This is a genomic window from Paenibacillus sp. OAE614 (assembly GCF_040546645.1).
In the GTDB taxonomy this organism is placed as follows: domain Bacteria; phylum Bacillota; class Bacilli; order Paenibacillales; family Paenibacillaceae; genus Paenibacillus_AQ; species Paenibacillus_AQ favisporus.
Genome location: NZ_JBEPOD010000001.1, coordinates 1800812 through 1823258 on the forward strand (window position 1 = coordinate 1800812; position 22447 = coordinate 1823258).

Annotated in this window: 24 protein-coding genes; 18 read left to right on the plus strand and 6 right to left on the minus strand. The window is 54.5% G+C overall.

The genetic code is table 11. From position 1 onward, the window contains the following. The first annotated feature begins 28 nt into the window (after positions 1-28). From fabG to ftsY, 6 genes are all read left to right on the plus strand, one after another. Complete coding sequence (gene fabG / locus ABIE48_RS08640; RefSeq protein ID WP_076168247.1) at positions 29-778, plus strand: 3-oxoacyl-[acyl-carrier-protein] reductase; 750 nt, start codon at positions 29-31, stop codon at positions 776-778. Positions 779-877: 99 nt separating this feature from the next. Then, the gene (acpP, locus tag ABIE48_RS08645; RefSeq protein ID WP_019638123.1) at positions 878-1111 is read left to right on the plus strand and encodes an acyl carrier protein; all 234 of its coding nucleotides are present in this window, start codon (positions 878-880) and stop codon (positions 1109-1111) included. Between the two features lie 120 nt (positions 1112-1231). Continuing rightward, entirely contained in the window at positions 1232-2470 is a 1239-nt protein-coding gene (gene fabF / locus ABIE48_RS08650) for a beta-ketoacyl-ACP synthase II (RefSeq protein WP_145023174.1), read from the plus strand. Positions 2471-2482: 12 nt separating this feature from the next. After that, positions 2483-3190, plus strand: coding sequence for a ribonuclease III (gene rnc / locus ABIE48_RS08655; RefSeq protein WP_076168242.1), 708 nt, complete (start codon positions 2483-2485; stop codon positions 3188-3190). A gap of 156 nt (positions 3191-3346) precedes the next feature. After that, the gene (gene smc, locus ABIE48_RS08660) at positions 3347-6916 is read left to right on the plus strand and encodes a chromosome segregation protein SMC (protein WP_192714763.1); all 3570 of its coding nucleotides are present in this window, start codon (positions 3347-3349) and stop codon (positions 6914-6916) included. A gap of 31 nt (positions 6917-6947) precedes the next feature. Continuing rightward, positions 6948-7961, plus strand: coding sequence for a signal recognition particle-docking protein FtsY (ftsY, locus tag ABIE48_RS08665; protein ID WP_116231274.1), 1014 nt, complete (start codon positions 6948-6950; stop codon positions 7959-7961). Between the two features lie 113 nt (positions 7962-8074). On the opposite strand, the gene ABIE48_RS08670 is transcribed toward ftsY, so the two are convergent. From ABIE48_RS08670 to ABIE48_RS08685, 4 genes are read right to left on the minus strand one after another with little or no spacing between them, the layout of a single operon-like run. Further along, the gene (locus ABIE48_RS08670) at positions 8075-8278 is read right to left on the minus strand and encodes a hypothetical protein (RefSeq protein ID WP_105443649.1); all 204 of its coding nucleotides are present in this window, start codon (positions 8276-8278) and stop codon (positions 8075-8077) included. 37 nt (positions 8279-8315) lie between these two features. Continuing rightward, entirely contained in the window at positions 8316-8750 is a 435-nt protein-coding gene (locus ABIE48_RS08675; RefSeq protein ID WP_234489606.1) for a hypothetical protein, read from the minus strand. 51 nt (positions 8751-8801) lie between these two features. Beyond that, positions 8802-9809 (minus strand): polysaccharide pyruvyl transferase family protein, encoded by a 1008-nt coding sequence (locus ABIE48_RS08680; RefSeq protein WP_192714762.1) that lies wholly within the window; start codon positions 9807-9809, stop codon positions 8802-8804. Between the two features lie 19 nt (positions 9810-9828). Beyond that, positions 9829-10854, minus strand: a complete 1026-nt coding sequence (locus ABIE48_RS08685) for a glycosyltransferase (protein ID WP_192714761.1) — start codon at positions 10852-10854, stop codon at positions 9829-9831. A 229-nt stretch (positions 10855-11083) separates the two neighbouring features. Between ABIE48_RS08685 and trhA the strand changes: the two genes are divergently transcribed. The 10 genes from trhA to ABIE48_RS08735 all read left to right on the plus strand — a co-directional run bounded on the left by trhA (position 11084) and on the right by ABIE48_RS08735 (position 18760). Beyond that, positions 11084-11731 carry a PAQR family membrane homeostasis protein TrhA gene (gene trhA, locus ABIE48_RS08690; RefSeq protein ID WP_116231771.1) on the plus strand — a complete coding sequence of 216 codons (648 nt, stop codon included), beginning with the start codon at positions 11084-11086 and terminating at the stop codon, positions 11729-11731. 126 nt (positions 11732-11857) lie between these two features. Beyond that, complete coding sequence (locus ABIE48_RS08695) at positions 11858-12214, plus strand: putative DNA-binding protein (protein WP_145021981.1); 357 nt, start codon at positions 11858-11860, stop codon at positions 12212-12214. 24 nt (positions 12215-12238) lie between these two features. Next, complete coding sequence (ffh, locus tag ABIE48_RS08700) at positions 12239-13621, plus strand: signal recognition particle protein (RefSeq protein WP_076168228.1); 1383 nt, start codon at positions 12239-12241, stop codon at positions 13619-13621. 87 nt (positions 13622-13708) lie between these two features. Next, complete coding sequence (rpsP, locus tag ABIE48_RS08705) at positions 13709-13981, plus strand: 30S ribosomal protein S16 (RefSeq protein WP_105443645.1); 273 nt, start codon at positions 13709-13711, stop codon at positions 13979-13981. A gap of 22 nt (positions 13982-14003) precedes the next feature. Further along, on the plus strand, positions 14004-14234 hold the full coding sequence (locus ABIE48_RS08710) for a KH domain-containing protein (protein WP_076168224.1): 231 nt from the start codon (positions 14004-14006) through the stop codon (positions 14232-14234). Between the two features lie 125 nt (positions 14235-14359). Beyond that, positions 14360-14881 carry a ribosome maturation factor RimM gene (rimM, locus tag ABIE48_RS08715; RefSeq protein WP_192714760.1) on the plus strand — a complete coding sequence of 174 codons (522 nt, stop codon included), beginning with the start codon at positions 14360-14362 and terminating at the stop codon, positions 14879-14881. Further along, positions 14881-15642: a tRNA (guanosine(37)-N1)-methyltransferase TrmD gene (gene trmD / locus ABIE48_RS08720; protein WP_192714759.1), complete on the plus strand. Its 762-nt coding sequence runs from the start codon at positions 14881-14883 to the stop codon at positions 15640-15642. The genes rimM and trmD overlap by 1 nt, the downstream gene beginning before the upstream one ends. Positions 15643-15788: 146 nt before the next feature. Beyond that, a complete protein-coding gene (locus tag ABIE48_RS08725; RefSeq protein WP_192714758.1) occupies positions 15789-17144 on the plus strand; it encodes a dipeptidase in 1356 nt (451 codons plus the stop codon). 392 nt (positions 17145-17536) lie between these two features. Beyond that, positions 17537-18496 carry a GNAT family N-acetyltransferase gene (locus tag ABIE48_RS08730; protein WP_145021970.1) on the plus strand — a complete coding sequence of 320 codons (960 nt, stop codon included), beginning with the start codon at positions 17537-17539 and terminating at the stop codon, positions 18494-18496. 21 nt (positions 18497-18517) lie between these two features. Next, the gene (locus ABIE48_RS08735) at positions 18518-18760 is read left to right on the plus strand and encodes a hypothetical protein (RefSeq protein ID WP_192714757.1); all 243 of its coding nucleotides are present in this window, start codon (positions 18518-18520) and stop codon (positions 18758-18760) included. Positions 18761-18874: 114 nt separating this feature from the next. On the opposite strand, the gene ABIE48_RS08740 is transcribed toward ABIE48_RS08735, so the two are convergent. Further along, a complete protein-coding gene (locus ABIE48_RS08740; RefSeq protein ID WP_192714756.1) occupies positions 18875-19423 on the minus strand; it encodes a helix-turn-helix domain-containing protein in 549 nt (182 codons plus the stop codon). Positions 19424-19520: 97 nt separating this feature from the next. Continuing rightward, the gene (locus tag ABIE48_RS08745; RefSeq protein ID WP_192714755.1) at positions 19521-20798 is read right to left on the minus strand and encodes an MFS transporter; all 1278 of its coding nucleotides are present in this window, start codon (positions 20796-20798) and stop codon (positions 19521-19523) included. A 448-nt stretch (positions 20799-21246) separates the two neighbouring features. Between ABIE48_RS08745 and rplS the strand changes: the two genes are divergently transcribed. Beyond that, positions 21247-21591: a 50S ribosomal protein L19 gene (gene rplS, locus ABIE48_RS08750; RefSeq protein ID WP_076168209.1), complete on the plus strand. Its 345-nt coding sequence runs from the start codon at positions 21247-21249 to the stop codon at positions 21589-21591. Between the two features lie 216 nt (positions 21592-21807). Next, positions 21808-22428 carry a signal peptidase I gene (lepB, locus tag ABIE48_RS08755; protein ID WP_105443639.1) on the plus strand — a complete coding sequence of 207 codons (621 nt, stop codon included), beginning with the start codon at positions 21808-21810 and terminating at the stop codon, positions 22426-22428. Positions 22429-22447 lie beyond the last annotated feature (19 nt).

The following is a 22447-nucleotide window of genomic DNA, read 5'->3' on the forward strand; positions in this document are numbered from 1 at the left end:
GGTATACTCTAGGAAAGGAGGAATGGGCATGTCTAAGCCTTTACAGGGACAGACTGCACTCGTTACCGGCGGCTCCCGCGGGATCGGCCGCAGCATCGCGCTTGCGCTGGCCGAAGCCGGGGCTAACGTAGCCGTCAACTATTCAGGCAGCGAAGCCGCCGCCAAGGAGGTCGCGGAGCAGATCCGTGCGCTTGGCGTGGAGGCGATCACCGTTCAAGGCAATGTCGGTAAAAGCGAACAGGCCGAGGATCTCGTTAAAGAGGTCGTTGCAGCGTGGGGCAAAATCGATATTTTGGTCAACAATGCGGGGATTACCCGGGATAACTTGCTGATGCGCATGAAAGAGGAAGAATTCGATCAGGTGATCGAAACGAATCTGAAGGGCGTGTTCAACTGCCTGAAGGCGGTCAGCCGTCCGATGATGAAGCAGCGCTACGGCCGGATCATCAACATTTCATCGGTCGTCGGCGTTCTGGGCAACGCCGGGCAGGCCAATTACGTCGCCGCCAAAGCGGGGGTAATTGGCCTAACCAAATCGTCTGCGCGTGAGCTCGCCTCGCGTGGCATCACCGTTAACTGTGTCGCACCAGGTTTTATTGATACCGATATGACACGAGAGCTGCCTGAGGATCTCCGGGCGAAGATGCTGGAAGACATTCCGCTCGCCCGCCTCGGACAGCCTGAAGAAATTGCCAAAGTCGTGGTTTTCCTAGCGACGGAAGGGGCATCCTACATGACAGGGCAGACGCTTCATGTGGATGGCGGTATGTACATGTAATACCGGAAATCTAGGAAAAACAGCGAGATAACCGTTTTCATTGCCTCTATGGCATTTTGAAAACTTTTCTCGTATAATACCAAAGAGGAGGTGAACCGGATGTCCGATGTATTGGAGCGTGTAAAACGCATTGTCGTCGATCGCTTGGGTGCTGACGAAGCCGAGGTTACACTGGAAGCATCTTTTAAAGATGATCTTGGTGCTGATTCTCTCGACGTTGTTGAACTGGTGATGGAATTGGAAGATGAATTCGATCTGGAAATCTCTGATGAAGATGCAGAGAAAATTACGACCGTAGGTGAAGTTGTAAACTACATACAATCTCATACCTAAGTCATTTGATAAGTCCCGTACTGCTCTTACAGGCGGGACTTCTCCTCATTTTCCAAGTGAATCGGCTTTACAAATAGGATAATTGATTTTGCAGATGCTGTTTATATAGAGGTGAACTTATTGATGCACAGAGTGGTTGTTACCGGGATGGGTGTTGTTACGTCACTGGGCCACGATTTGGACACTTTCTGGAATAACCTGATGGAAGGCAAATCCGGTGTGTCTCAGATCGAATCCTTTGATGTCAGCGACTACCCTACACAGATTGCCGCTTCGGTGAAAGACTTTAATCCCGAGGCGTATATGGACCGGAAGGATGCGCGCAAGATGGACCGATTCGTCCAGTTTGCCGTTGTCGCCGGCAAAGCGGCCCTTGAGCACAGCGGGCTGGATATTCAGAAGCACTCCGATCCGAACCGGGTGGGTGTATCCATCGGTTCCGGCATCGGCGGCCTCGGAACATGGGAAGACCAGCATAACGTTTTGCTGGAGAAGGGACCGAAGCGGGTAAGCCCGTTCTTCATCCCTATGATGATTGCGAACATGGCCTCCGGCCAATTGTCGATCATGCTGGGCGCCAAAGGCCCGAACACGACGCCTGTGACGGCATGTGCGACCGGATCGCACGCTATCGGCGACTCGTACAAGCTGATCCAGCGCGGCGATGCCGACGTAATGATCTGCGGCGGAGCTGAAGCGACCATCCGGCCGACGGGAATGGCCGGCTTTTGCGCTATGCGCGCCATGTCCACCCGCAATGACGAACCGGAGAAAGCGAGCCGTCCGTTTGACACCGGCCGTGACGGTTTCGTCATGGGTGAAGGTGCAGGGATTCTCGTTCTGGAATCGCTGGAGCACGCGCAAAAACGCGGGGCCAACATTATCGCCGAAGTGATCGGCTATGGGCTGAGCGGCGACGCTCACCACATGACCGAGCCCGATCCGGACGGACCGGCGCGCTGCATGTCTATGGCGATGCGCGATGCGGGCATTCAGCCGGAGGACGTGGACTACATCAACGCGCATGGCACGTCGACGCCGGTTGGAGACCGTTCCGAGACGATCGCGATCAAGAAGGCGCTGGGAGACCATGCGTACAAGGTTGCGGTCAGCTCGACGAAATCGATGACGGGTCACCTGCTGGGAGCCGCTGGCGGCGTTGAAGCGGTCATTTGCGGCCTGTCGCTGCAGAACCAGATGCTGGCGCCAACCATTAACTTGGACAACCCGGATCCGGAATGCGATCTGGATTATGTTCCGAACGTTGCACGAAAGGCTGATTTGGACGTTGTCATGTCTAACTCTTTTGGATTCGGCGGCCACAACGCCACTGTAATCCTGAAGAAATTCGAGCAGTAAGGGGACGATTTGTTGAGTGGAGATCTGAAGCAGTTACAACAGAAACTTCAAATCCAATTTCACAATCGGCTGCTGTTGAAGCAGGCTTTTACCCACGCTTCCTACGTCAATGAGCACCGTTTCAGCCAGCAGCAGGATAACGAGCGCCTGGAATTTCTGGGCGACGCCGTGCTGGAGCTGACGGTTTCCGAGTATTTGTACAACCTGTTTCCGAACCGGCCCGAAGGAGAGCTGACCAAGCTGCGTGCGGCGATCGTCTGTGAACCGTCGCTGGTGAAATTTGCCGAGCAGCTGGAGTTCGGGCAGTACGTTCTGCTGGGAAAAGGTGAAGAGCTGACCGGCGGGAGAACCCGCCCGGCCCTGCTTGCGGATGTGTTTGAATCGTTTGTAGGAGCGCTCTACCTTGACCAAGGCCTGGAAGCGGCGCGGGCGTTTCTGGACCGCTACGTGTTCCCGCTGCTGGAAGAGGGCGGCAAAGTGCACATGAGCGATTTCAAGACAGAGCTGCAGGAGCTGACGCAGCACCATAACATGGGCGTTCTGGAGTACCGGATTGTGGAGGAACGCGGTCCGGCGCATGAACGCGAGTTTGTCTCCGAGGTGTATATGGGGAATGAGCGTGTGGGAAGAGGATCGGGCCGCTCGAAGAAAGAGGCGGAGCAGCAGGCTGCGGCCGAAGCGCTGAAGCAGCTGAAGCTGGCCGGTAACGGCTCCCTGTAAAGCATGGACAAACAAAGAGCAAAGAGCAGTCGCCTTTCGGATGGATGGCAGGAAGAGCCTTCAGACTGCTTTTTGCTCTTTATTCATTGGGAATATGCTTGTCCTCGCAAGCTGCAATGTTGTGGTATTATTAGGTTTAGAGGTGATTGAGGGAATATGTTTTTAAAACGGATCGAATTAGCCGGTTTCAAATCGTTTGCCGACAAAACGGAAATGGAATTTGTCCGCGGAATTACGGCTGTCGTCGGTCCCAACGGCAGCGGCAAGAGCAACATTTCCGACGGCATCCGCTGGGTGCTCGGGGAACAGAGTGCCAAGTCGCTGCGCGGGGGCAAGATGGAGGATATTATCTTTGCGGGAAGCGATGCGCGCAAAGCCGTCAATTTCGGCGAGGTGTCGCTGACCCTGGATAATGAGGATCATGCCCTGTCCCTCGATTTCAACGAGGTGACTGTGACGCGCCGTGTGCACCGCAGCGGAGACAGCGAATATTTTATCAACAAGCAGTCCTGCCGCCTGAAGGACATCACGGAGCTGTTCATGGACACAGGCATCGGCAAAGAGGCATATTCCATTATCGGTCAGGGCCGGATCGAGGAGATTTTGAGCACCCGTTCCGAAGACCGCAGAGGTATTTTTGAAGAGGCATCGGGTATCGTTAAATATAAATCCCGCAAAAAGGACGCCGTCCGCAAGCTGGATGAGACCGAGCAGAATCTGGTTCGGATCCACGACCTGGTCGTTGAGCTGGAGGATCAGATCGGCCCGCTGAAGGAGCAGTCCGAGAAGGCGATCCACTATAAACAGCTGCGGGAGCAGCTGAAGCATAAGGAAATTTCGCTCTACGTGTACCAGATCGAGCAGATTCATGCTGCCTGGAGCGAAGCGAATGCCAAGCTCGCCGTGCTGCAGGAAGAACAGCTTCAGCTGTCCACCGTCGTGTCGGCGCATGACGCCAAGCTCGAGAGCGACCGCGCCCAGCTCCGCAAGCTGGAGGAAGAAGTGGAGACGCTGCAGGGTGATCTGCTTCAGTACAGCGAAGCTTATGAGAAAAGCGAAGGCTATGCGGAGGTGCTCCGCGAACGCAAGCGGAACCTGGAAGCGAACCGGGAGCAGCTGGCCGGGTCGCTGACGGCAGGGGACGAGAGATTCGAAGACCGCAAAGCGGAAATCGACCTGCTGAAGTCCAAGCTAGAAGCTTCGCAGGACGAGCTGAAGGCGCTTCGGGATCAGCTGTCGGCCGAAGAATCGAAGCTGGCCGGCGTGACTGGAGGCATCAGCCAGCAGCAGGAAGAAACGTTAAAGGGTACGCTGCTGGAGCTGATGAACCAGATGGCGCAGACCCGCAACGAGATCCGCTATGCGGATCAGCAGCAGGAGGCGCTCTCCCGCCGGATGAACCGTGCCGCGGAGGAAACCGGCAAGTGGGAAACCCAGAAGGAGGAGCTGCTGAAGCGTAAGCAGCAGCTGGATTCGGCCATCGGGAAGCTGGGCGGGGAAATCCGCGAGCTGCGCGGCGGGTACATAAGCGAGAGCGAGCGGTATCAATCGCTGCAGCGGCTTCTGGACGAGAGCCAGGGCACGCTCCGCAAATGGGAGCAGAAGCGCGAAGCTCAGGTATCCCGCCGGGATACGATGAAAGAGATGGCCGATGATTTTGACGGCTTTATGCTGGGCGTCAAGGAAGTGCTGAAAGCGTCCCGGCGCTCTATCCTGTCCGGCGTGCACGGGGCGGTGGCCGAGCTGATCCGCGTGCCAGAGAAGCTGGAGCTGGCGATGGAAACCGCGCTCGGCGCATCCCTTCAGCATATCGTCATGGATAATGAAGCGGTCTCGCGCCAGGCGATCTCCTTCCTGAAGCAGCGGCAGCTCGGCCGCGCGACCTTCCTGCCGCTCGACGTCATCCGGCCCCGCAACATTTCGGCGGGTGACCGCTCGATGGTGGAAGGCGTGGAAGGCTTTGTCGGCATCGGGGCCGACCTGGTGCAGTTCGACGGCCGGTATGCACCGGTCGTCGGCAGCCTGCTCGGCAACGTTATCATCGCGGAAAGCCTGGAAGTGGCGAACCGGATTGCCGCCAGATGCCAATACCGCTACCGGGTCGTCACGCTGGAAGGCGACGTCGTCAATGCCGGCGGTTCGATGACAGGCGGCAGCCAGCATAAGAAGAACAGCAGCCTGCTCGGCCGCAAGCGCCAGCTGGACCAGCTCGATCAGGAGATCAACGATACGGAGGTTCAGCTGCGCAAGCTCCGCCAGAGCATTCAGGAGGTCAAGGTTCAGCTGACCGAAACGCAGGCCAAACTGGACGAGCTGCGCCAGTCCGGCGACGAGAAGCGGATCGAGGAGCAGCGCTTGTCCAGCGACCTGAAGCAGCTGGAGCATGAGCTGCGGCATGTGCTGGAACAGGTGGAAGTGGCCGATCAGGAGAAGACCGGCTTTAACGAGGAGAACAAGGAGCTTGAGGAAGCCCGGGCGAATGCTGTTAAGAAGCTGGCCGAGCTTGAGGAAGAAGAGAAGGCGACGCATCAAGCCATCCAAGCTGCCGAATTTGCCCGCAAGGCGAGCGAATCGGCGAAGGAGGAGCTGCAGAGCCAGCTTACCCAGCTTAAAGTCAGGGAAGGCAAGCTGGATCAGGAATGCTTCTCCTTGGAAGAGCAGTTAAAACGAATGCAGAGCGAATTCAATTCGCATGATAAAGAGCTGCGCCAGACGAAGACGCTGCTCGCTTCGATCGAGGCGGATCTGGAGACGAACGCGAAGGAATCCATCCAGCAGATCGAAGATTTGAACCGGTACCGGCTCAAGAAGGAGCAGGCATCCGAGCAGCTGGACTTCAAGCGGGCGGCCCGGACGCAGCTGTCGAAGAAGCTGGAGCTGGAAGAGAGCGAAACGAAAGAGCAGCGGACGCGCCTTAAGGCGGTGGAGGATCAGCTGCGCCAGACCGAAATCGGCGTGAACCGGCTTGACGTGGAGCTGGAGAACATTCTGAAGAAGCTCAGCGACGATTACGAGCTGAGCTACGAGCTGGCCAAGCAGCGCTATCCGATTCCGGAGGACGTGCCTGCGGTCCAGACCGAGGTGCGCGAGCTCAAGCGGGGCATCACCGCGCTGGGCGACGTCAACCTCGGCGCGATCGAGGAATACCAGCGGGTCAACGAGCGGTACGAATTCCTGAATGAGCAGAAGCAGGACCTGGTGGAAGCGAAGACGACGCTCTATGAGGTCATCCGCGAGATGGACGACGAAATGTCGAAGCGGTTCAAGCATACCTTTGACGCCATCCGCCGCGAGTTCGGTACCGTCTTCGTGAAGCTGTTTGGCGGAGGCCGGGCGGATCTGGTGCTGCTGGATCCGGAGCAACTGCTTGAGACCGGCATCGACATCGTGGCCCAGCCCCCGGGCAAAAAGCTGCAGAACTTGCAGCTGCTCTCCGGCGGGGAAAGGGCGCTGACAGCGATGGCGCTGCTGTTTGCGATTTTGCAGGTCAAGCCGGTGCCGTTCTGCGTGCTGGACGAGGTCGAAGCCGCGCTCGACGAAGCGAACGTGACGCGGTTCGCGCAGTATCTCCGTGAGTTTTCCGAGCAGACCCAGTTTATCGTCGTGACCCACCGCAAGGGAACGATGGAAGAAGCCGACGTCCTGTACGGGGTTACGATGGAAGAGGGCGGCGTATCGAAGCTGGTGTCCGTACGGCTGGAAGACGACGAAGCGGAAATTGCTTAAGCATATTCAACCTTAGAGATGGAGGAGACCTATGAGCTTTTTCAGAAAGCTGAGAGAGAGCATTTCAAGCAAGACCGAATCCGTAACGAAGCAGTTCCGGGACGGATTGGAAAAAACACGCAAAGGATTCGTGGAACGGGTCACCGACCTGATGACGCGCCGCAAAAAGATCGACGAGGAGTTCTATGAGGAGCTCGAGGAAATTCTGATCGGCGCGGACGTGGGCGTGAACACGGTCATGGAGCTGATCGACGATCTGCGTGCCGAAGTGAAGAAGCAGCGGATCGAAGACGCGGTGGAGCTGCAGCCGATCCTTTCGCAGAAATTGATGGAGCTGCTGCGCGGCGATGACGACAACGCGCTCCGCATGAACGAAGACGGCATTACCGTCATCCTGTTTGTCGGGGTCAACGGCGTCGGCAAGACGACGACGATCGGCAAGCTCGCCCACCGCTTCAAGCAGGAAGGCAAAAAGGTGCTTCTTGCCGCCGGCGATACTTTCCGTGCCGGGGCGATCGAGCAGCTCGAAGTGTGGGGCGAACGCGCAGGCGTAGAGGTCATCAAGCAGCATGCCGGCTCCGATCCGGCCGCGGTCATGTTTGACGCGGTTCAGGCTGCCAAGCAGCGCCAGGCGGATGTGCTGATCTGCGACACGGCGGGACGCCTGCAGAACAAAACGAACCTGATGGAGGAGCTGAACAAAATTTTCCGCGTCATTCAGCGGGAAATTCCGGGTGCTCCGCATGAGGTGCTGATGGTGCTTGACGCAACGACGGGACAGAACGCGCTCAGCCAGGCCAAGCTGTTCGGGGAGAAGAGCGGGGTCACCGGCCTTGTTCTGACGAAGCTTGACGGTACGGCGAAGGGCGGTATCGTCGTGGCGATCCGCCAGGAGCTCAACCTTCCGGTGAAGCTCGTGGGCCTTGGTGAGAAAATGGAGGATTTGCAGCCGTTTGATTCCCAGCAGTTTGTTCATGCCCTGTTCGCCGGACTGATCCAGGAGCAGGAGGCGGAAGGCGCAGCGCAGGATGAAACGCAGCACTGATCCGTGTACGGCAGGGATACTTGCATAAAAAACAAACAAAAAGAAGGATGGCATGCAGCCACCCTTCTTTTTTTGCGTTGGCCGAGCAAAATCCCTCCAGCCTTGCCGCATTTTTAATCCGTCAGCACTCTGACAAACTCGACCGACCGGAGCGGCACAATGGCCACATCCCCCGGTGGGCCGTACATAACCGGCGGAACTTTCAGCATCAATGAAGCGTCGTTAACTGAGATGAGCGTGCCGGTGATCATGTCGCCTGGCGTCATGACTTCGACTTCCGAGTTTGTGAAGCCGCGAACCAATTCTTTGAAATCCATGGTCGTTCTCCTTTCGAATGGAATTGATTGTCTTTGGTTACTGAACCGAAGTAATCCGGCTGAACGGAATGATCAGCAGGTCGCCGCCGCTCTCGCGGAGTTCGACCGCGTCTTCAGCTACCGTCAGCACGACGCCCTGCAGGGTAGCGCTGGCCGTATCCACCCGGACCTCGCTGCCGATCTTGCCTGCGAAGTAGGCGTGCAGCTCGGGATTGTCCGTGATGCCCGTCATGACTTCTTCTTCCAGTCTCGCAACGCGGTCCGCCAGCGACTCTAACTCCTCGATCCGTCGGGCCAGTCGTCTGATTTCCTCCTTAAGCTCCTTCCATTCCCACAAGTGCTCATTCAGCTTTGCTTCAATCTGACGCACGTCATCCTTCACATGATGCAGCTCATGGCTTAGATGCAGGATCTGATCATGCAGCTGTCGGATCCGGATTTTCCAATGCCTATGATTCCAGAAAAACGTCATGGCTCCCATTCTCCTCCTTTAATTCATTGGCAGTTGCTTTCCCGAAAGGGACTATGATCGGTAAGACTCGATTTCTTCCTTAAGCCGACGCAGCTGATGCAGGCTTTCACGCTCCGCGCGGCGGATCGCCTTTTCCTGCAGCTTTATTTCTTTGGGACTTTCCTCCAGAAACGCGTCGACCCTGTTTTGCAGATCTTCGTAAGGCAGCTTGTAATCGCAGTAGTATTTTTTCATCCCGAACGCATCCAGCAGGCTCTCAACCTTGCGCATCTGGCTCAGGGCGAATACCGGTTTCCCGGCGCGCAGGGCGACCAGGGCGGGGTGGAGCTTGTAGGTGATCAAATAATCGACCGACTGGATATAGCTGTACGTCAGGTCTAATTCCATCAGCATAGGCAGCGTTTCGGCGGATGCCCCCGGGAGGGCCTCCTTGATCCGGGAGAGCATTTGCTGGCAGACCGTAAGGTCCGAGTAAATATTAGTGGGGTGGTTGATCACGGGAATAAACACAAGGTGGTAACCCTGCCGGATCAGGTGGAGCGACAGCTGCAGCATATTTTCAAAAGGGAACGAAGGGTAAGCAAACAGGCACAGGCCGATGGTCGGCCGGCTGGAGAATCGTTTGACTGGGTAGTCAGGCTGCCTGTACGCAAATACGATATCGTGGGCCTGCTGAACATGCTGATGGAATCCGGCTCTTTGGGCGATATCGGCCGAACGGCTGTCCCGGAATACGGCCATTTGCGCCGTGCGGATATAATTTCTGTATTTCGCAACCTGGTCCGCAGGCCAGCTGGATTCGGGGTAGTTGTCCACGATGCCGACGCCGTACAGCCATTTGGGGTGGTTCTTGAGCGCATCCGGAAAATAATAAGGGTTAAACGAATACGGCGTGATCAAGTCCCCGCCCCCGATAATGACGTGGTCGGTTTGCGCCGGATCGAGACGGCTGGTCCACGGGTACACTACATGGCCTTCGAATACCTGCTGCAGTGTTCTCAGAAAAAGATCGTCACCGAAGTTGCCCATGCCGTAATAACCGCATACTCCAATGTTCAACGATAAACGCCTCCTTTCATTAAGACTTCGGCTCGCTCTTGCGCCGCAGCGTGTCCATAATGACCTGGTGCGCGGCTTCGCCCCGGTCTTCCCAGCGGTTGCTCCGCGCATATTCGATCCGAGCCAGACGCTGTTCTCGGGAGTCGGGCTCTTCCAGCATCCGGCCCAGCTTGGCGATAAAATCGTCATGTGTGGTAGCCGTCGTGACATGGGGTTCCATGCGGATGCATTCCGGAAGCGCCGTCGACAGTACAGGCACACCTGATGCCATATATTCATAAGCTTTTACAGGATTGGTTGCCAGGGTAATGGGGTGATACTGAAAAGGGATTAACGCGACGTCGATATGCTGAAGATATTTTTTGAGCTCGGTGTGAGGCTTCTCGCCCAGCACATGAACATTCGGAAGCATCGCATAGTCGGGGATATCGCCGTAGGCGGCACCGATGGACACGAAATGCACGTCCGGATAGTGCGACGCCATCTTCGCGAACAGATCGTGATCGAGCCAGTAGGCCCAGGCGCCGATATAGGCGGCGACTTTCCCCTGCGGCAGGTCATGAGGACGCTGGGACGGGGCGGGATCGAAGAAGGAAGCGTCAGCTCCGTTCGGGATCAGCGTTACCGGTTTATCAGGATAGGCCAGCTCCAGGCGCATCCGGATGGATTCGGCTGTGCAGACCAAATGGTCGGAAGCATCCACCATCTTGACTTCATACTTGGCCCAGTGCGGAAACTCATCACAGCAATCATAGATGATGGCATCCGGTCGGTAGAGGGAAGTCAGACGTGTGCGCTGTTTGGCCCAGGTGGTCCAGCCCACGACCGCATGGTCTTCGCGAAGCTTCTTCAGCTTCTTCATAAATGCGTGATGGTCGGTGAACAAAAACACGTTCGGCTCCACTTCTATGAATTCACGGTCCAGCGGCGCCAGGTTTTCAAAGAATACGAGGTGGCCCCTGGCCCCTAGCTGAGTCATGAGCTGCTGCGGCCGCTGCTTCATGTACTTCCAGTTCATCGTTTTCGGATAAATAATGATTGCCATAGTTTACATACCTCCTTTCAACCAGCCGCTTACAATATATGCTTTGATAGCTTTATAGAATTGGATGAAAGGACCAATTACAGCCGAAATGGGGAAAGAGCCCGGCCGACACGGATAGCATGTCAGTCCATCATGAGCCCCGCCATGGGATAAGCCCAGGGAAAGTGGAAATGCGGGCGGCTTGGAGGTTATAATGGAGAAAATAAAAGGATTGATGAAAGGGTTGTTTATGGCTAATACACACACTTACACCCGGAAGGAAGAAGTGGCGAACGCCATTACCCACGGCATCGGGGCACTGCTCAGCGTTGCCGCATTGGTGCTGCTGATCGTATTTTCCACCATGAAAGGGACGGCATGGCATATCGCCAGCTTTTCGATCTACGGGACGACGATGCTGATTTTGTACATCAACTCCACCTTGGTACACAGCTTTAAGGAGGGCAGGGTCAAGGATCTGTTCGAAATTTTTGACCATTCCTCGATTTACTTGTTCATTGCGGGCTCGTATACGCCGTTTATGCTGGTTGCGATCCGTGGACCGCTGGGGTGGTCGCTGTTCGCTACTGTATGGGGGATTGCACTGCTCGGCTGCGTGTTCAAGGCATTTTTTACGAAGCGATTTCTGTTCATGTCCACGATTTTCTACATTATCATGGGGTGGATGGTCGTGGTTGCCTGGGGGCCTCTGACGGCTGCCGTGGCTTCGGGAGGCATCTGGCTGCTGGCTGCCGGCGGTATCCTTTACACGCTTGGTACCATTTTTTACGTGTGGAGGGGCTTTCCGTATCACCATGCGATTTGGCATTTGTTCGTGCTGGGCGGGAGCGTGATGCATTTCTTTGCGGTGCTGATCTATCTGCTTCCTTGGTCGTAAAGATAGAAACAAGAAACTTTTCAAGATGACAAGGATATTTGCTTGACATCTTTCTTTGTTTTCTGTATGATAAGGAACGTTAAAGAACTGTAAAGTGTTTTTCCTTGACGAAGGGAGTGTCCCTCAGTGAGTCAGGAGAATCGGCTCGAGAAGACGAATCGAATCAACCTTTTGTTTGATTTCTATGAACAGCTGCTGACAGAGAAGCAGCAGACGTTCCTTAAATATTACTTTCATGACGATTTCTCCCTCGGGGAGATTGCAGCCGAGTTCGACATCAGCCGTCAGGCCGTCTATGAGCATATCAAGCGGGCTGAGCAGGTGCTGGACATGTATGAAGAGAAGCTGGGACTGCTGCAGAAGCATGAGCAGCGCAGCCAAGAACTTGAGCGGCTGCAGAGTATTACGGGGTCCAGCAGCATGTCTGAATCCGATAAAACGAGAATATATCAAATCATAAATCAATTGCAGCAATTGGAATAAAGCGTTAGAAGGAGGTGGCGGTTCATGGCATTTGAAGGATTGACGAGCCGGCTGCAGAACGTATTCAGCAAGCTGCGCGGCAAAGGCAAGGTGTCCGAGGATGACGTTAACGAAGCGATGCGCGAGGTGCGTCTTGCGCTCCTGGAAGCTGACGTTAACTTTAAGGTCGTCAAGGATTTCGTCGCCAAGGTGAAAGAGAAGGCCATCGGTACCGAAGTGATGGAGAGCTTCACGCCGGGCATGGTCATCATCGACATCGTTAATAAAGAACTGACCGAGCTGATGGGCGGAAGCCAGGCGAAGCTGGCGAAGGCGAACAAGCCTCCGACCGTCATTATGATGGTAGGTTTGCAAGGGGCCGGTAAAACGACGACATCAGGCAAGCTGGCGAAGATGCTGCAGAAGCAGAACCACCGTCCGCTGATGGCGGCGGGCGATATTTACCGCCCTGCGGCGATCAAGCAGCTTCAGGTGCTGGGTGACCAGATCGGCGTACCGGTATTTACACTCGGCGACAAGACAAGCCCGGTGGAAATCGCGAAGCAGGCTTATCAGCATGCCAAGGATAACGGGAACGATTATCTGATCATCGATACGGCGGGCCGCCTGCATATCGATGAAGAGCTGATGGAAGAGCTGCGCCAAATCCACAGTGAGGTGAAGCCGGACGAGGTGCTGCTGGTTGTGGACGCGATGACAGGCCAGGATGCCGTCAACGTCGCGGATCACTTCAACAAGCAGCTGGATCTGACGGGAGTCGTGCTGACCAAGCTCGACGGCGATACCCGGGGCGGTGCCGCGCTGTCCGTTAAGGCCGTAACCGGCTGTCCGATCAAGTTTGCGGCGCTCGGCGAGAAGATCGATGCGCTGGAGCCGTTCCATCCGGAGCGGATGGCTTCCCGGATCCTCGGCATGGGCGACATGCTCTCGCTGATCGAGAAAGCCCAGTCGAATATCGACACGGAGAAAGCCAAGGAAATGGAACGTAAAATGCGTAACGCCGAGTTTACGTTCGACGATTTCCTGGAGCAGATGGAGCAGGTGAAGAAGCTTGGCCCGATCGACCAGATCATGGACATGATCCCGGGGATGGGCAAGCTGAAGCAGACCAAGGATCTGAAGGTCGACGAGAAGCAGATGGGCCGCATTGAGGCGATCGTCTTTTCGATGACAAAGGCAGAGAAACAGAATCCGGATATCATCAACCACAACCGCCGCAAGCGGATTGCGACCGGCAGCGGCACCTCGCTCGCCGAGGTCAACCGGCTGATCAAGCAGTTTGACGAGATGCGCCGGATGATGAAGCAGTTCTCGGATATGATGGGACCGAAGGGTCCGAAGGGCAAGGCTTTAAAGCAGCTGAAAGGATTGGCCGGCAAAGGCGGCATGAAGTTTCCTTTCCGTTAATCACTGCATTTGTATATAGACAGCCGCCTCTCCGCTAGGGGGAAGGGTTGTCACCCAGAGATTATTTTGTTGAAGGAGGTGAATTTCGTGGCAGTACGTATTCGTCTGAAACGCATGGGTGCTCATAAAGCTCCTTTCTACCGTATCGTGGTATCGGATTCCCGTTCCCCACGTGACGGCCGTTTTATCGAAGAAATCGGTTACTACAATCCGGTCAACCAACCGGCTGACGTAAGAATCGATGAAGATAAAGCACTGGCGTGGCTGCAAAACGGTGCGCAAGCATCCGACACAGTCCGCAACCTGCTGAGCAAAGCAGGAGTGATGAAGAAGTTCCATGAGCTCAAGCAGCAGAAATAATGACTGATCGTGAGGGTTATCTATGGAAGAATTAGTTGGTGTTATTGCTAAGGCTTTGGTGGATCATCCTGAAGAGGTGGCTGTGAAGACGGTGGAGAAGGATCACCTGATTGTCTACGAACTGACCGTGCATCCCGAGGATGTGGGTAAGGTCATCGGCAAGCAGGGCCGGATCGCCAAGGCGCTTCGAACAGTCGTGACTTCTGCAGCAGTCAAAATGGATAAACGCGTGACCGTGGATATCATATCTTAAAGATATACGAAAGGGGGTTAGGATGCATGTCCTAGCCCTTTTTCGTACATGCTGAAGATTATATAATAGATCCGTGCAATACAAGGCGCGCCGAAGCGCCGGCGCCACGAAGCTAGGAGGAGAACATGCCGGAAACACTTTATAAGGTTGGCAAAATCGTCAACACCCATGGCATCAAGGGAGAAATCAAAGTGTTGTCGTACACGGATTTTCCCGAGGTCCGTTTCGCCAAGGGGAGCGAGCTCATGATCGTTCCGGAGGACGGGAGCAAGCCGGTCGACGTGACCGTCGATTCGTCCCGCCTTCATAAAAATATGTACATCATCAAATTGGACGGCTACGACAATATTAATGATGTGGAGAAATTTAAGGGCAGCATGCTGAAAGTCGGCAAGGAACATCTCGTGGAGCTGCCGGAAGACGAGTATTACTTCCATGAAATTATCGGCTGCACCGTCGTGACCGATGAAGACAAGGAGCTTGGGGTCGTGACGGAAATTTTGACACCCGGCGCGAACGACGTATGGGTAGTCCAGCCTAAGGGTGGCAAGAGTATCCTCATCCCCGTCATTGATGATGTCGTCCTTGACGTAGACATTCCGAACCAAAAAATACTCGTTCATATTATGGAAGGACTGCTGGACTAATGAGAGTGGATGTGCTGACCCTGTTCCCGGAAATGCTGGATGGGGTTTTCCGGACAAGCATTCTCGGCAAGGCCCAGGAGAAAGGAATCATCTCGCTCCATACCGTCAATTTCCGGGATTACTCTGGGAATAAGCACGGTACGGTTGACGATACGCCTTATGGCGGAGGCGGGGGGATGGTTCTGAAGCCGGAGCCGATCTTTGCGGCTGTCGAGGATCTGCTGGAGAAAGCGGGACATCAGGCCAAGCCAAGAGTCATTCTGATGTGCCCGCAGGGGGAAACCTTTTCCCAGAAAAAAGCGGAGGAACTCGCGAAGGAAGAGCATTTGATCTTCATTTGCGGCCACTACGAGGGATACGATGAGCGGATTCGTGAGCACCTCATCACCGATGAGCTGTCGATCGGCGACTATGTCTTGACCGGGGGCGAGCTTCCGGCGGCGGTCGTGATCGATGCGGTTTCCCGGCTGCTGCCCGGCGTGCTGGGCAACGAAACGTCGGCGGTGACGGACTCCTTCAGCACCGGGCTGCTGGAGTACCCGCACTATACCCGGCCGGTGGAATTTCGGGGCTGGAAGGTGCCGGACATGCTGTTAAGCGGCCACCACGCGAACATCGAGGCTTGGCGCCGGGAGCAGGCGCTGAAGCGGACGCTGGAACGGCGGCCGGACCTGCTGGATGAGGTGGAGCTGACCGACCGGGACCGCAAGACATTGGAAAAGCTCCGCAGGCTGAAAGATACCGATGGCGGACTTGAATAACCGAGCTGTAAAACCACGGCCCCTGGGTTCTGCAAGGGAGTGGTTTTTTAGCGTCAGATGCGTTAGTCTGGATATAAGGTTGTCTGAAATATGGGGAACAAGACGCGAGCATCCCAGTAAAAATTTGATCATGACAGGAGGATATTATGGATTATAAAGCATATTTTCAAACCCATCGCGATCAGCATCTGAACGAACTGAAGGAATGGTTGTCCATTCCGAGCATTTCCGCATTGTCTGAGCATAAGCCGGACGTAAAGCGGGCGGCAGAATGGCTGGCGGAGACACTCAAAAAGGCCGGCCTTGAAAACGTGAAGATCCACGAAACAAACGGCCACCCGATCGTCTACGCGGACCATCTGCATGCACCCGGACAGCCGACGGTTCTCGTCTATGGGCACTATGACGTGCAGCCGGTAGACCCACTGAACTTGTGGGATACACCACCCTTCGAGCCGGCCGAACGCGACGGCAAGCTGTACGCCAGAGGGGCAACGGACGATAAGGGGCAGATCTTTTTACATATTAAGGCGGTGGAAGCGATTCTTCAGCAGGAGAAGCAGCTTCCGGTCAACATCAAGTTTTGCGTGGAGGGCGAGGAGGAAGTCGGAAGCCCGAACCTTCCGAAGTTCCTGGAGGCACAGCAGGAGCTGCTGAAAGCCGATGCGGTTCTGATCTCGGATACGTCCCTGCTGGAAAAAGGAAAACCGGCGATCTGCACCGGTCTTCGCGGTCTGTGCTCACTGGAAGTTCATGTTCATTCGGCGAATACAGATCTGCACTCCGGCAGCTACGGCGGCGGCGTGCCGAATGCGCTGCATGCGATGGTCAGTCTGCTCGATTCCCTGCATGATGCCAAGGGCCGCGTGACTGTGGAAGGCTTCTACGAAGGCGTTCCGGAGCTTACGGAGGCGGATCATGCCGAGTTTGCGAAGCAGTCAGGAGACGAGAACAAGCTGAAGCGCGACCTTGGGCTTGACGAGCTGTACGGGGAAGAGGGATACACGTTCGCCGAAAGAACGGGCGCACGCCCGACCCTTGAGCTGAACGGCGTCTATGGCGGATTCCAGGGCGAAGGCAGCAAAACGGTCATCCCGAAGGAAGCCCATGCGAAGATTACATGCCGTCTGGTGGGACATCAGGATCCGCAGGACATCTTGAACAAAATCGAAAAGCATATTTACAGCCACGTACCGACGGGCGCCAAAGCAACCGTCATCCAGTTCGAGAAGGGCAATGCATTTACGATCGATCCGTCCACGCCGATTTTGCAAAAGGCGGCGGAAGCCTACGAGGAAGTATACGGCACGCGTCCCGTATTTACGAGAGACGGGGGCTCCATCCCGATCGTGGAGACGTTCTCCCGTGTACTGGCCGCTCCGGTCGTATGCATGGGCTTTGGCCTTCCCGACGAAAACCTGCATGCGCCTAACGAGCACTTTAACCTGGAAAACTTCGATCTTGGCCTGCTGACCATCGTCGATTTTCTGAAAAGAGTGTAACGACCTCCTGAATAAGGAGTCCTGAAAAGGATCATAAAAGAATGAAATCGCCGGATCGAGAGCTGTCAGCTCGGATCCGGCGATTTTTATATTAGCCTTCAATAAGGATTGGCCTGGATCGAACCGTATGCTGATGAATTCCATGGTAATCTCAAATCACTACGGAAAGTGGAACCTAATTATTCTCCATTGAAATTTTATAACACAATAAATATAATTGTTTTGTAATAATATTTTATAACGAGACGTATGATTCTTTTTGCTACAATCCTTATCCCGCTTGAAAGAGCAGCAGCTAAAGACGAGTCGAGCTGACATGAAATATCCCGATGGACAATATTTTTTGCAGAACTCGTTTGCACGTACGATCCACAGTAGAAGGAGGAGTTATTTTGAAGATCATTCCGATGGATGCCGAATGGCTTGACGCGATGTGTGACCTTTGGAACGGGGAACTGGGCGGCCACTTTCCGATGCGCAGGGAACTGATGAAGCAAAATACTTTTGAAGATGTGAACGTGTATGGCCCCGCTTCCGGGCTGGCCGTTGACGGGGAGGGCCGTCTGCTTGGGTTCGTGATCGCCAAGAAGTGGCAGGAGCCGGCGCGCGAAATGCAGCTGGGTGACGGCGGCGGATGGATACAGGCCATCGTCGTCCGCAGCGATGCTCAGGGGCAGGGCATAGGGTCAGGGCTGCTCAGTCATGCGGAGAACGCCTTGCGCGAAGCCGGAGCGGTATCGGCCAGCATCGGGCGGGACCCGTGGCATTATTTTCCCGGGGTGCCGCTCGCACTGCCGGAGGTTAAGTCGTGGTTCGCGCGCCGCGGGTACGAATACCTGTACGAGGTGTTCGACCTGGTGAACGAAACCTCGGACGATGGCCTAGAGCGGCCCGAGTATCGGGATGGAGCCTTCGCCCGCCTGCTTGTCCCGGGAGACCGTGAAGAGATGCTCCGTTTCTTCAAGCGGTGCTTTCCGGGACGCTGGTATTACGAGGCCCAGTGCTATTGGGAACGGGGAGGGCAGGGCCGGGAATTCGTCGGCCTGTTCCTTGGGGACGAAATGATCGGCTTTTGCCGCGTGAACGACGGCGAGTCCCCGCTGATTGCCCAGAATACTTATTGGGCGCCTCTGTTCAGTGAACCGCTTGGCGGCATCGGGCCGCTCGGCGTGGACGACCGGTTCCGCGGGAAAGGCTACGGGCTGGCGATCGTTCAGGACGGAGTCGCGGAGCTGACGGCCAGAGGCGTGAAGCACCTGGTGATCGATTGGACGGAATATGTGGATTTTTATGCCAAACTTGGTTTTCGGACGTGGAAAGGATATAATATCGGCAAAAAAGCACTGATGTAGCTCCCAGAAGGAGGATGATGCATGAATCCGGCAAAAGCAATTTGGAGGTTCTTTTTTCCCAAGGAGCGGATCCCGATCTTCACATCTTTCGACGCAGACAGCTATGCAAGGGCCAAGTCCAGACTGCTGAGCGGAGGGATCCGCCACCGCTCGCGCATCGTGAGCCAGCCGACCGGCCGGGACACCTTTACGGGCCGGGGAATGACGCAGTACGACTTGTACGTGGCCCAGGAGGATGAGCATGCCGCAAGGCAGCTCCTGTAGTCACAAAGCGGATGGTCAGAGCTGCGAAGAAGGGGTAACTGTCATTTTCGCAGCTCGGAGACAACCAGCCCCCGGCAAATGGCCGGGGGCTGGTTTTGGCTGTGGTGTATGAGGCTATTCGTCCAGTTTGGCAATCGTAGTAAATACGTCATACAGCTTCTGATCCGGGTGCTGGCGCTCTGTGTGCTTTTCCACAAACTCGGTAATTTGGTCAAAAAATGCTTTGGCTTCCTCTTCCGTCAAATAGACTTCGGAGTGGGACAGGTTCCCGGCAGGTTCCTCCTGGTTCTGGGCCTTCAGAAACTTACGCTTGCTCTCCTCATATAAATCTTCCAGCAGCTTTTGCGTTTCGGAACGGAAGATTTTCTGGGCCGCCTCATCAATGTCCTTGCTGCGCTTAATCCGTACGGATCCTTTGAAGGCTTGATAATATTTGGCCGTAATCCCGTTGATTTGTTTGGTGTACACGAGGACAATTAACCCGATGCTCTCCAGCTTTTTGGCGTGATAGTAGACCTTGGCCGGAACCTCGCCGAGTTTGTCAGCGATATCTTTGATCGTCATTGGCTGGTCAGCCTTCTGAAAGCAGCTTAATATTTTCAAACGGTAAGGATCGGAATAAATCCGGATCTCCTCGATCGTGCTCAGTTCTTTGGTCTCCAATGTTGTGCACCTCTACATTTCCCGTATCTTGTTTTCCGGATCGTTTATCCCCATTATAAGCCCAGACGGCTCCCGAGCACAAAACGTTTCCTTTCCCCTAGATTTTCATAAATCCTTTTTGGCTCCACAGATAGACCCCCGGTATCAACATCAGCAGCCCAAAAACGAGGTACAGCACATGGACCCCGACGAAGGCTCCGGCCCAACCGGCCAGCAGGCTTCCGACGGGAATGGCACAGGTGCAGATCGTGCTCGACAGCGCCCCGACCCGGCCAAGCATCGCTTTGGGGGTGACTTCCATCATATAGGTGGATACCGGCGTGTTGATAAACGAAATGGCGAATCCCATGCCAAAGCAAAAGGCGGCCGCGGCATAGAGAGGATATTCCCTTAGAAGGGCGGGGACGTAGAGAAGGCTGTACGTAACCCCGAGCAGCAAAAATCCGAACACGATCAGACTGCTTTTGCGGTAAGCGGAGCCCTTCTGGCTGATCCATAGGCCGCTGATAATCATGCCGGTGATCAGGGCGATGCCGATCAAACTGAGGCCGTATGGGCCCGCGTGGAGGATTTGTTTGACATAAACGGGCTCAAGCACGTTTTTAGGCGTGAGGCACAGATTCACGAATGCGGCCGAAAGCATGGTCATCATCATCAGCTTGTGGCCTTTAACGAACTTCAATCCGGTTTTAAACTGATTCCAGTAAGAGGGGCTTTCCTCTGCCTGCATGAGACCTTCGTCGTTATCGGCTTCCTGCCCGTGATCCCGGTCGACGCGGATCCAGACGTACATCAGGGCGGCCAGCAGAAAAGACAAGGCGTCGATCAGCATCGCTCCGGAAATGCCGAACATGGCGATCAGGCCGCCGGCTGCGGCCAGACCGGCAAGCTCTGCGGTGCGGGAGGCAGACGACGTCAGTGAGTTGCCGCTGAGCAGCAGCTCCTTGGGCAAAATGCGGGGAACGAGGGACATCTCCGCCGGCGTGGAGAAGCATTCGAGCGTAGAGTTGATGAACGTAAAAATAAACAGATGCCACGGCTGCAAGTCTCCTATGAAATAGAGCAGCGCCGTCACGGTTACGGTGATGCCCCGGCCGGCATTCGTCACGATCACGACCTTTTTCTTGGACCAGCGGTCGACCAGGACGCCGGTAAACATACTGAAAGCAATGCCTGGAACGAAGTTGATGGCGTACAGTGTTCCCATTAGCAGCTCGGAGCCGGTAAGCAGGTAGACCATCCAGCTGTAGGCGATGGAATCCACGGAATCCCCGAATCGTGAAATGATTTTGGCGGTGATCATCATTAGATACAACTTGTGTTTCACTAGCCTGCGCACACCTTGATTCTGCTGAAGCAATACGGTTTCGCTCATGAAAGGACATCTCCATTCAATTTTTATTAACGTTAAAATTATTTTAATGATAAATTTATTTTAACGTCAATTCCGATTTTGGCAAGAAGTTTTTTAAGATTATAGAATTAATAAATTTCAGCGAAGCTGAACCATTCTATAATCGCAAGAAAAACGTCCTTTAAACGCGGTCTGTCTTCTTTGAAGGTACGTCGATAGACGTTTTTCTTACAATTGGGTCAGCCTATTTTTCGGTGTGAAGTATCTGTTTTTGGGAGAGAGAGACTTTGCTATTTTTTCAACCGAGGGGCAGCGCAACAACTGAAAGATTTATAGTTGCAAAGGATGAAACAAATATGCTACAATAAATGCTGTTGTGTGGAATACGGTGGTCCGCTGCGGATGATGAAGGAAAACAGAGGGTTTTCCGGAAGAGGCAAGAACACCTGTACGGAAGGAGGAGTCCTAAATGAACATCCTACAAGAGATTACCAAAGAACAGCTTCGCACCGACATCCCTAGCTTTCGTCCTGGCGACACTTTGAAAGTGCACGTTAAGGTTATCGAGGGATCCCGCGAGCGTATCCAGTTGTTCGAAGGTGTTGTGATTAAGCGTCGCGGAGGCGGCATCGCTGAGACTTTTACTGTGCGTAAAATCTCTTACGGTGTTGGGGTAGAAAGAACTTTCCCAATCAACTCGCCAAAAATCGAGAAGATCGAAGTGGCTCGTTACGGTAAAGTACGTCGCGCCAAACTGTACTATCTTCGTGAACTGCGCGGTAAAGCAGCAAGAATTAAAGAGATTCGCCGTTAATCAGCGAACAACGCTAAAGGGCTTGATTTCAAGCCCTTTTCGTTTTAGGATAAAAAAGGCGTAAATAGATGAACGAACCAAGTGACAGACCGCGAGAAGCGGAGTTTTTTCTGGTGATCACGAATGCCTTTTCGCTTCGCTGGTCCAAAGAAAGCATACACGGCTCCGTAATGGGAGCTTTTCTTTTCGGCAAAACTAGGAGAGGGCGGTGGATATATGCAGCAGGACATTCAGAGCGATGCGGTGGAACTGAAGGAAGAAGATCATAAACCACCTAAAAAAGGGAAAAATGAAGTCGTAGAATGGCTGAAAGCGATCATCATTGCCCTGATTTTGGTGGCACTGATCCGCTGGCTTCTCTTCAAACCGTTTATTGTGGACGGACCCTCCATGCAGCCAAACTTTCATACAGGCGAGCGGTTGATCGTCAATGAAATATTGTACGATATCCGGGCTCCGCATCGTGGAGAAGTTATCGTGTTCCATGTTCCGTCCGAAGGCAAGGATTTTATCAAACGCGTGATTGCCGTCGCAGGCGATACCGTCAAGGTGGAAGGCGACACGGTAACCGTGAACGGCAAAAAAGTCAATGAAGCCTACATACAGGGTGCCATCGATGCAAGCCATAAAGCAGGCCAGATGTATAATGACAAAGATTTTCCAAACAGCGCGTTTCCGGATGGCAAGGTTCCCGAAGGTCATGTGTTCGTGATGGGGGATAATCGGTCCGACAGTACGGACAGCCGGATGATCGGTTATGTGCCGCTCGGGGATATCGTCGGACGGGCTGACCTCATCTTCTGGCCGGTGAAGGACATCCATTTGATCAACCATTAATGAACGCGGAATGAGGCTG

What these genes read in the sequence shown, in the direction of transcription:
- fabG (WP_076168247.1), top strand. Translation starts at nt 29, where the DNA reads ATGTCTAAGCCTTTACAGGGACAGACTGCACTCGTTACCGGCGGCTCC.
- acpP (WP_019638123.1), top strand. Translation starts at nt 878, where the DNA reads ATGTCCGATGTATTGGAGCGTGTAAAACGCATTGTCGTCGATCGCTTG.
- smc (WP_192714763.1), top strand. Translation starts at nt 3,347, where the DNA reads ATGTTTTTAAAACGGATCGAATTAGCCGGTTTCAAATCGTTTGCCGAC.
- ftsY (WP_116231274.1), top strand. Translation starts at nt 6,948, where the DNA reads ATGAGCTTTTTCAGAAAGCTGAGAGAGAGCATTTCAAGCAAGACCGAA.
- ABIE48_RS08670 (WP_105443649.1), bottom strand. Translation starts at nt 8,278, where the DNA reads ATGGATTTCAAAGAATTGGTTCGCGGCTTCACAAACTCGGAAGTCGAA.
- ABIE48_RS08675 (WP_234489606.1), bottom strand. Translation starts at nt 8,750, where the DNA reads ATGACGTTTTTCTGGAATCATAGGCATTGGAAAATCCGGATCCGACAG.
- ABIE48_RS08685 (WP_192714761.1), bottom strand. Translation starts at nt 10,854, where the DNA reads ATGGCAATCATTATTTATCCGAAAACGATGAACTGGAAGTACATGAAG.
- trhA (WP_116231771.1), top strand. Translation starts at nt 11,084, where the DNA reads ATGGCTAATACACACACTTACACCCGGAAGGAAGAAGTGGCGAACGCC.
- ffh (WP_076168228.1), top strand. Translation starts at nt 12,239, where the DNA reads ATGGCATTTGAAGGATTGACGAGCCGGCTGCAGAACGTATTCAGCAAG.
- ABIE48_RS08710 (WP_076168224.1), top strand. Translation starts at nt 14,004, where the DNA reads ATGGAAGAATTAGTTGGTGTTATTGCTAAGGCTTTGGTGGATCATCCT.
- rimM (WP_192714760.1), top strand. Translation starts at nt 14,360, where the DNA reads ATGCCGGAAACACTTTATAAGGTTGGCAAAATCGTCAACACCCATGGC.
- trmD (WP_192714759.1), top strand. Translation starts at nt 14,881, where the DNA reads ATGAGAGTGGATGTGCTGACCCTGTTCCCGGAAATGCTGGATGGGGTT.
- ABIE48_RS08725 (WP_192714758.1), top strand. Translation starts at nt 15,789, where the DNA reads ATGGATTATAAAGCATATTTTCAAACCCATCGCGATCAGCATCTGAAC.
- ABIE48_RS08735 (WP_192714757.1), top strand. Translation starts at nt 18,518, where the DNA reads ATGAATCCGGCAAAAGCAATTTGGAGGTTCTTTTTTCCCAAGGAGCGG.
- ABIE48_RS08745 (WP_192714755.1), bottom strand. Translation starts at nt 20,798, where the DNA reads ATGAGCGAAACCGTATTGCTTCAGCAGAATCAAGGTGTGCGCAGGCTA.
- rplS (WP_076168209.1), top strand. Translation starts at nt 21,247, where the DNA reads ATGAACATCCTACAAGAGATTACCAAAGAACAGCTTCGCACCGACATC.
- lepB (WP_105443639.1), top strand. Translation starts at nt 21,808, where the DNA reads ATGCAGCAGGACATTCAGAGCGATGCGGTGGAACTGAAGGAAGAAGAT.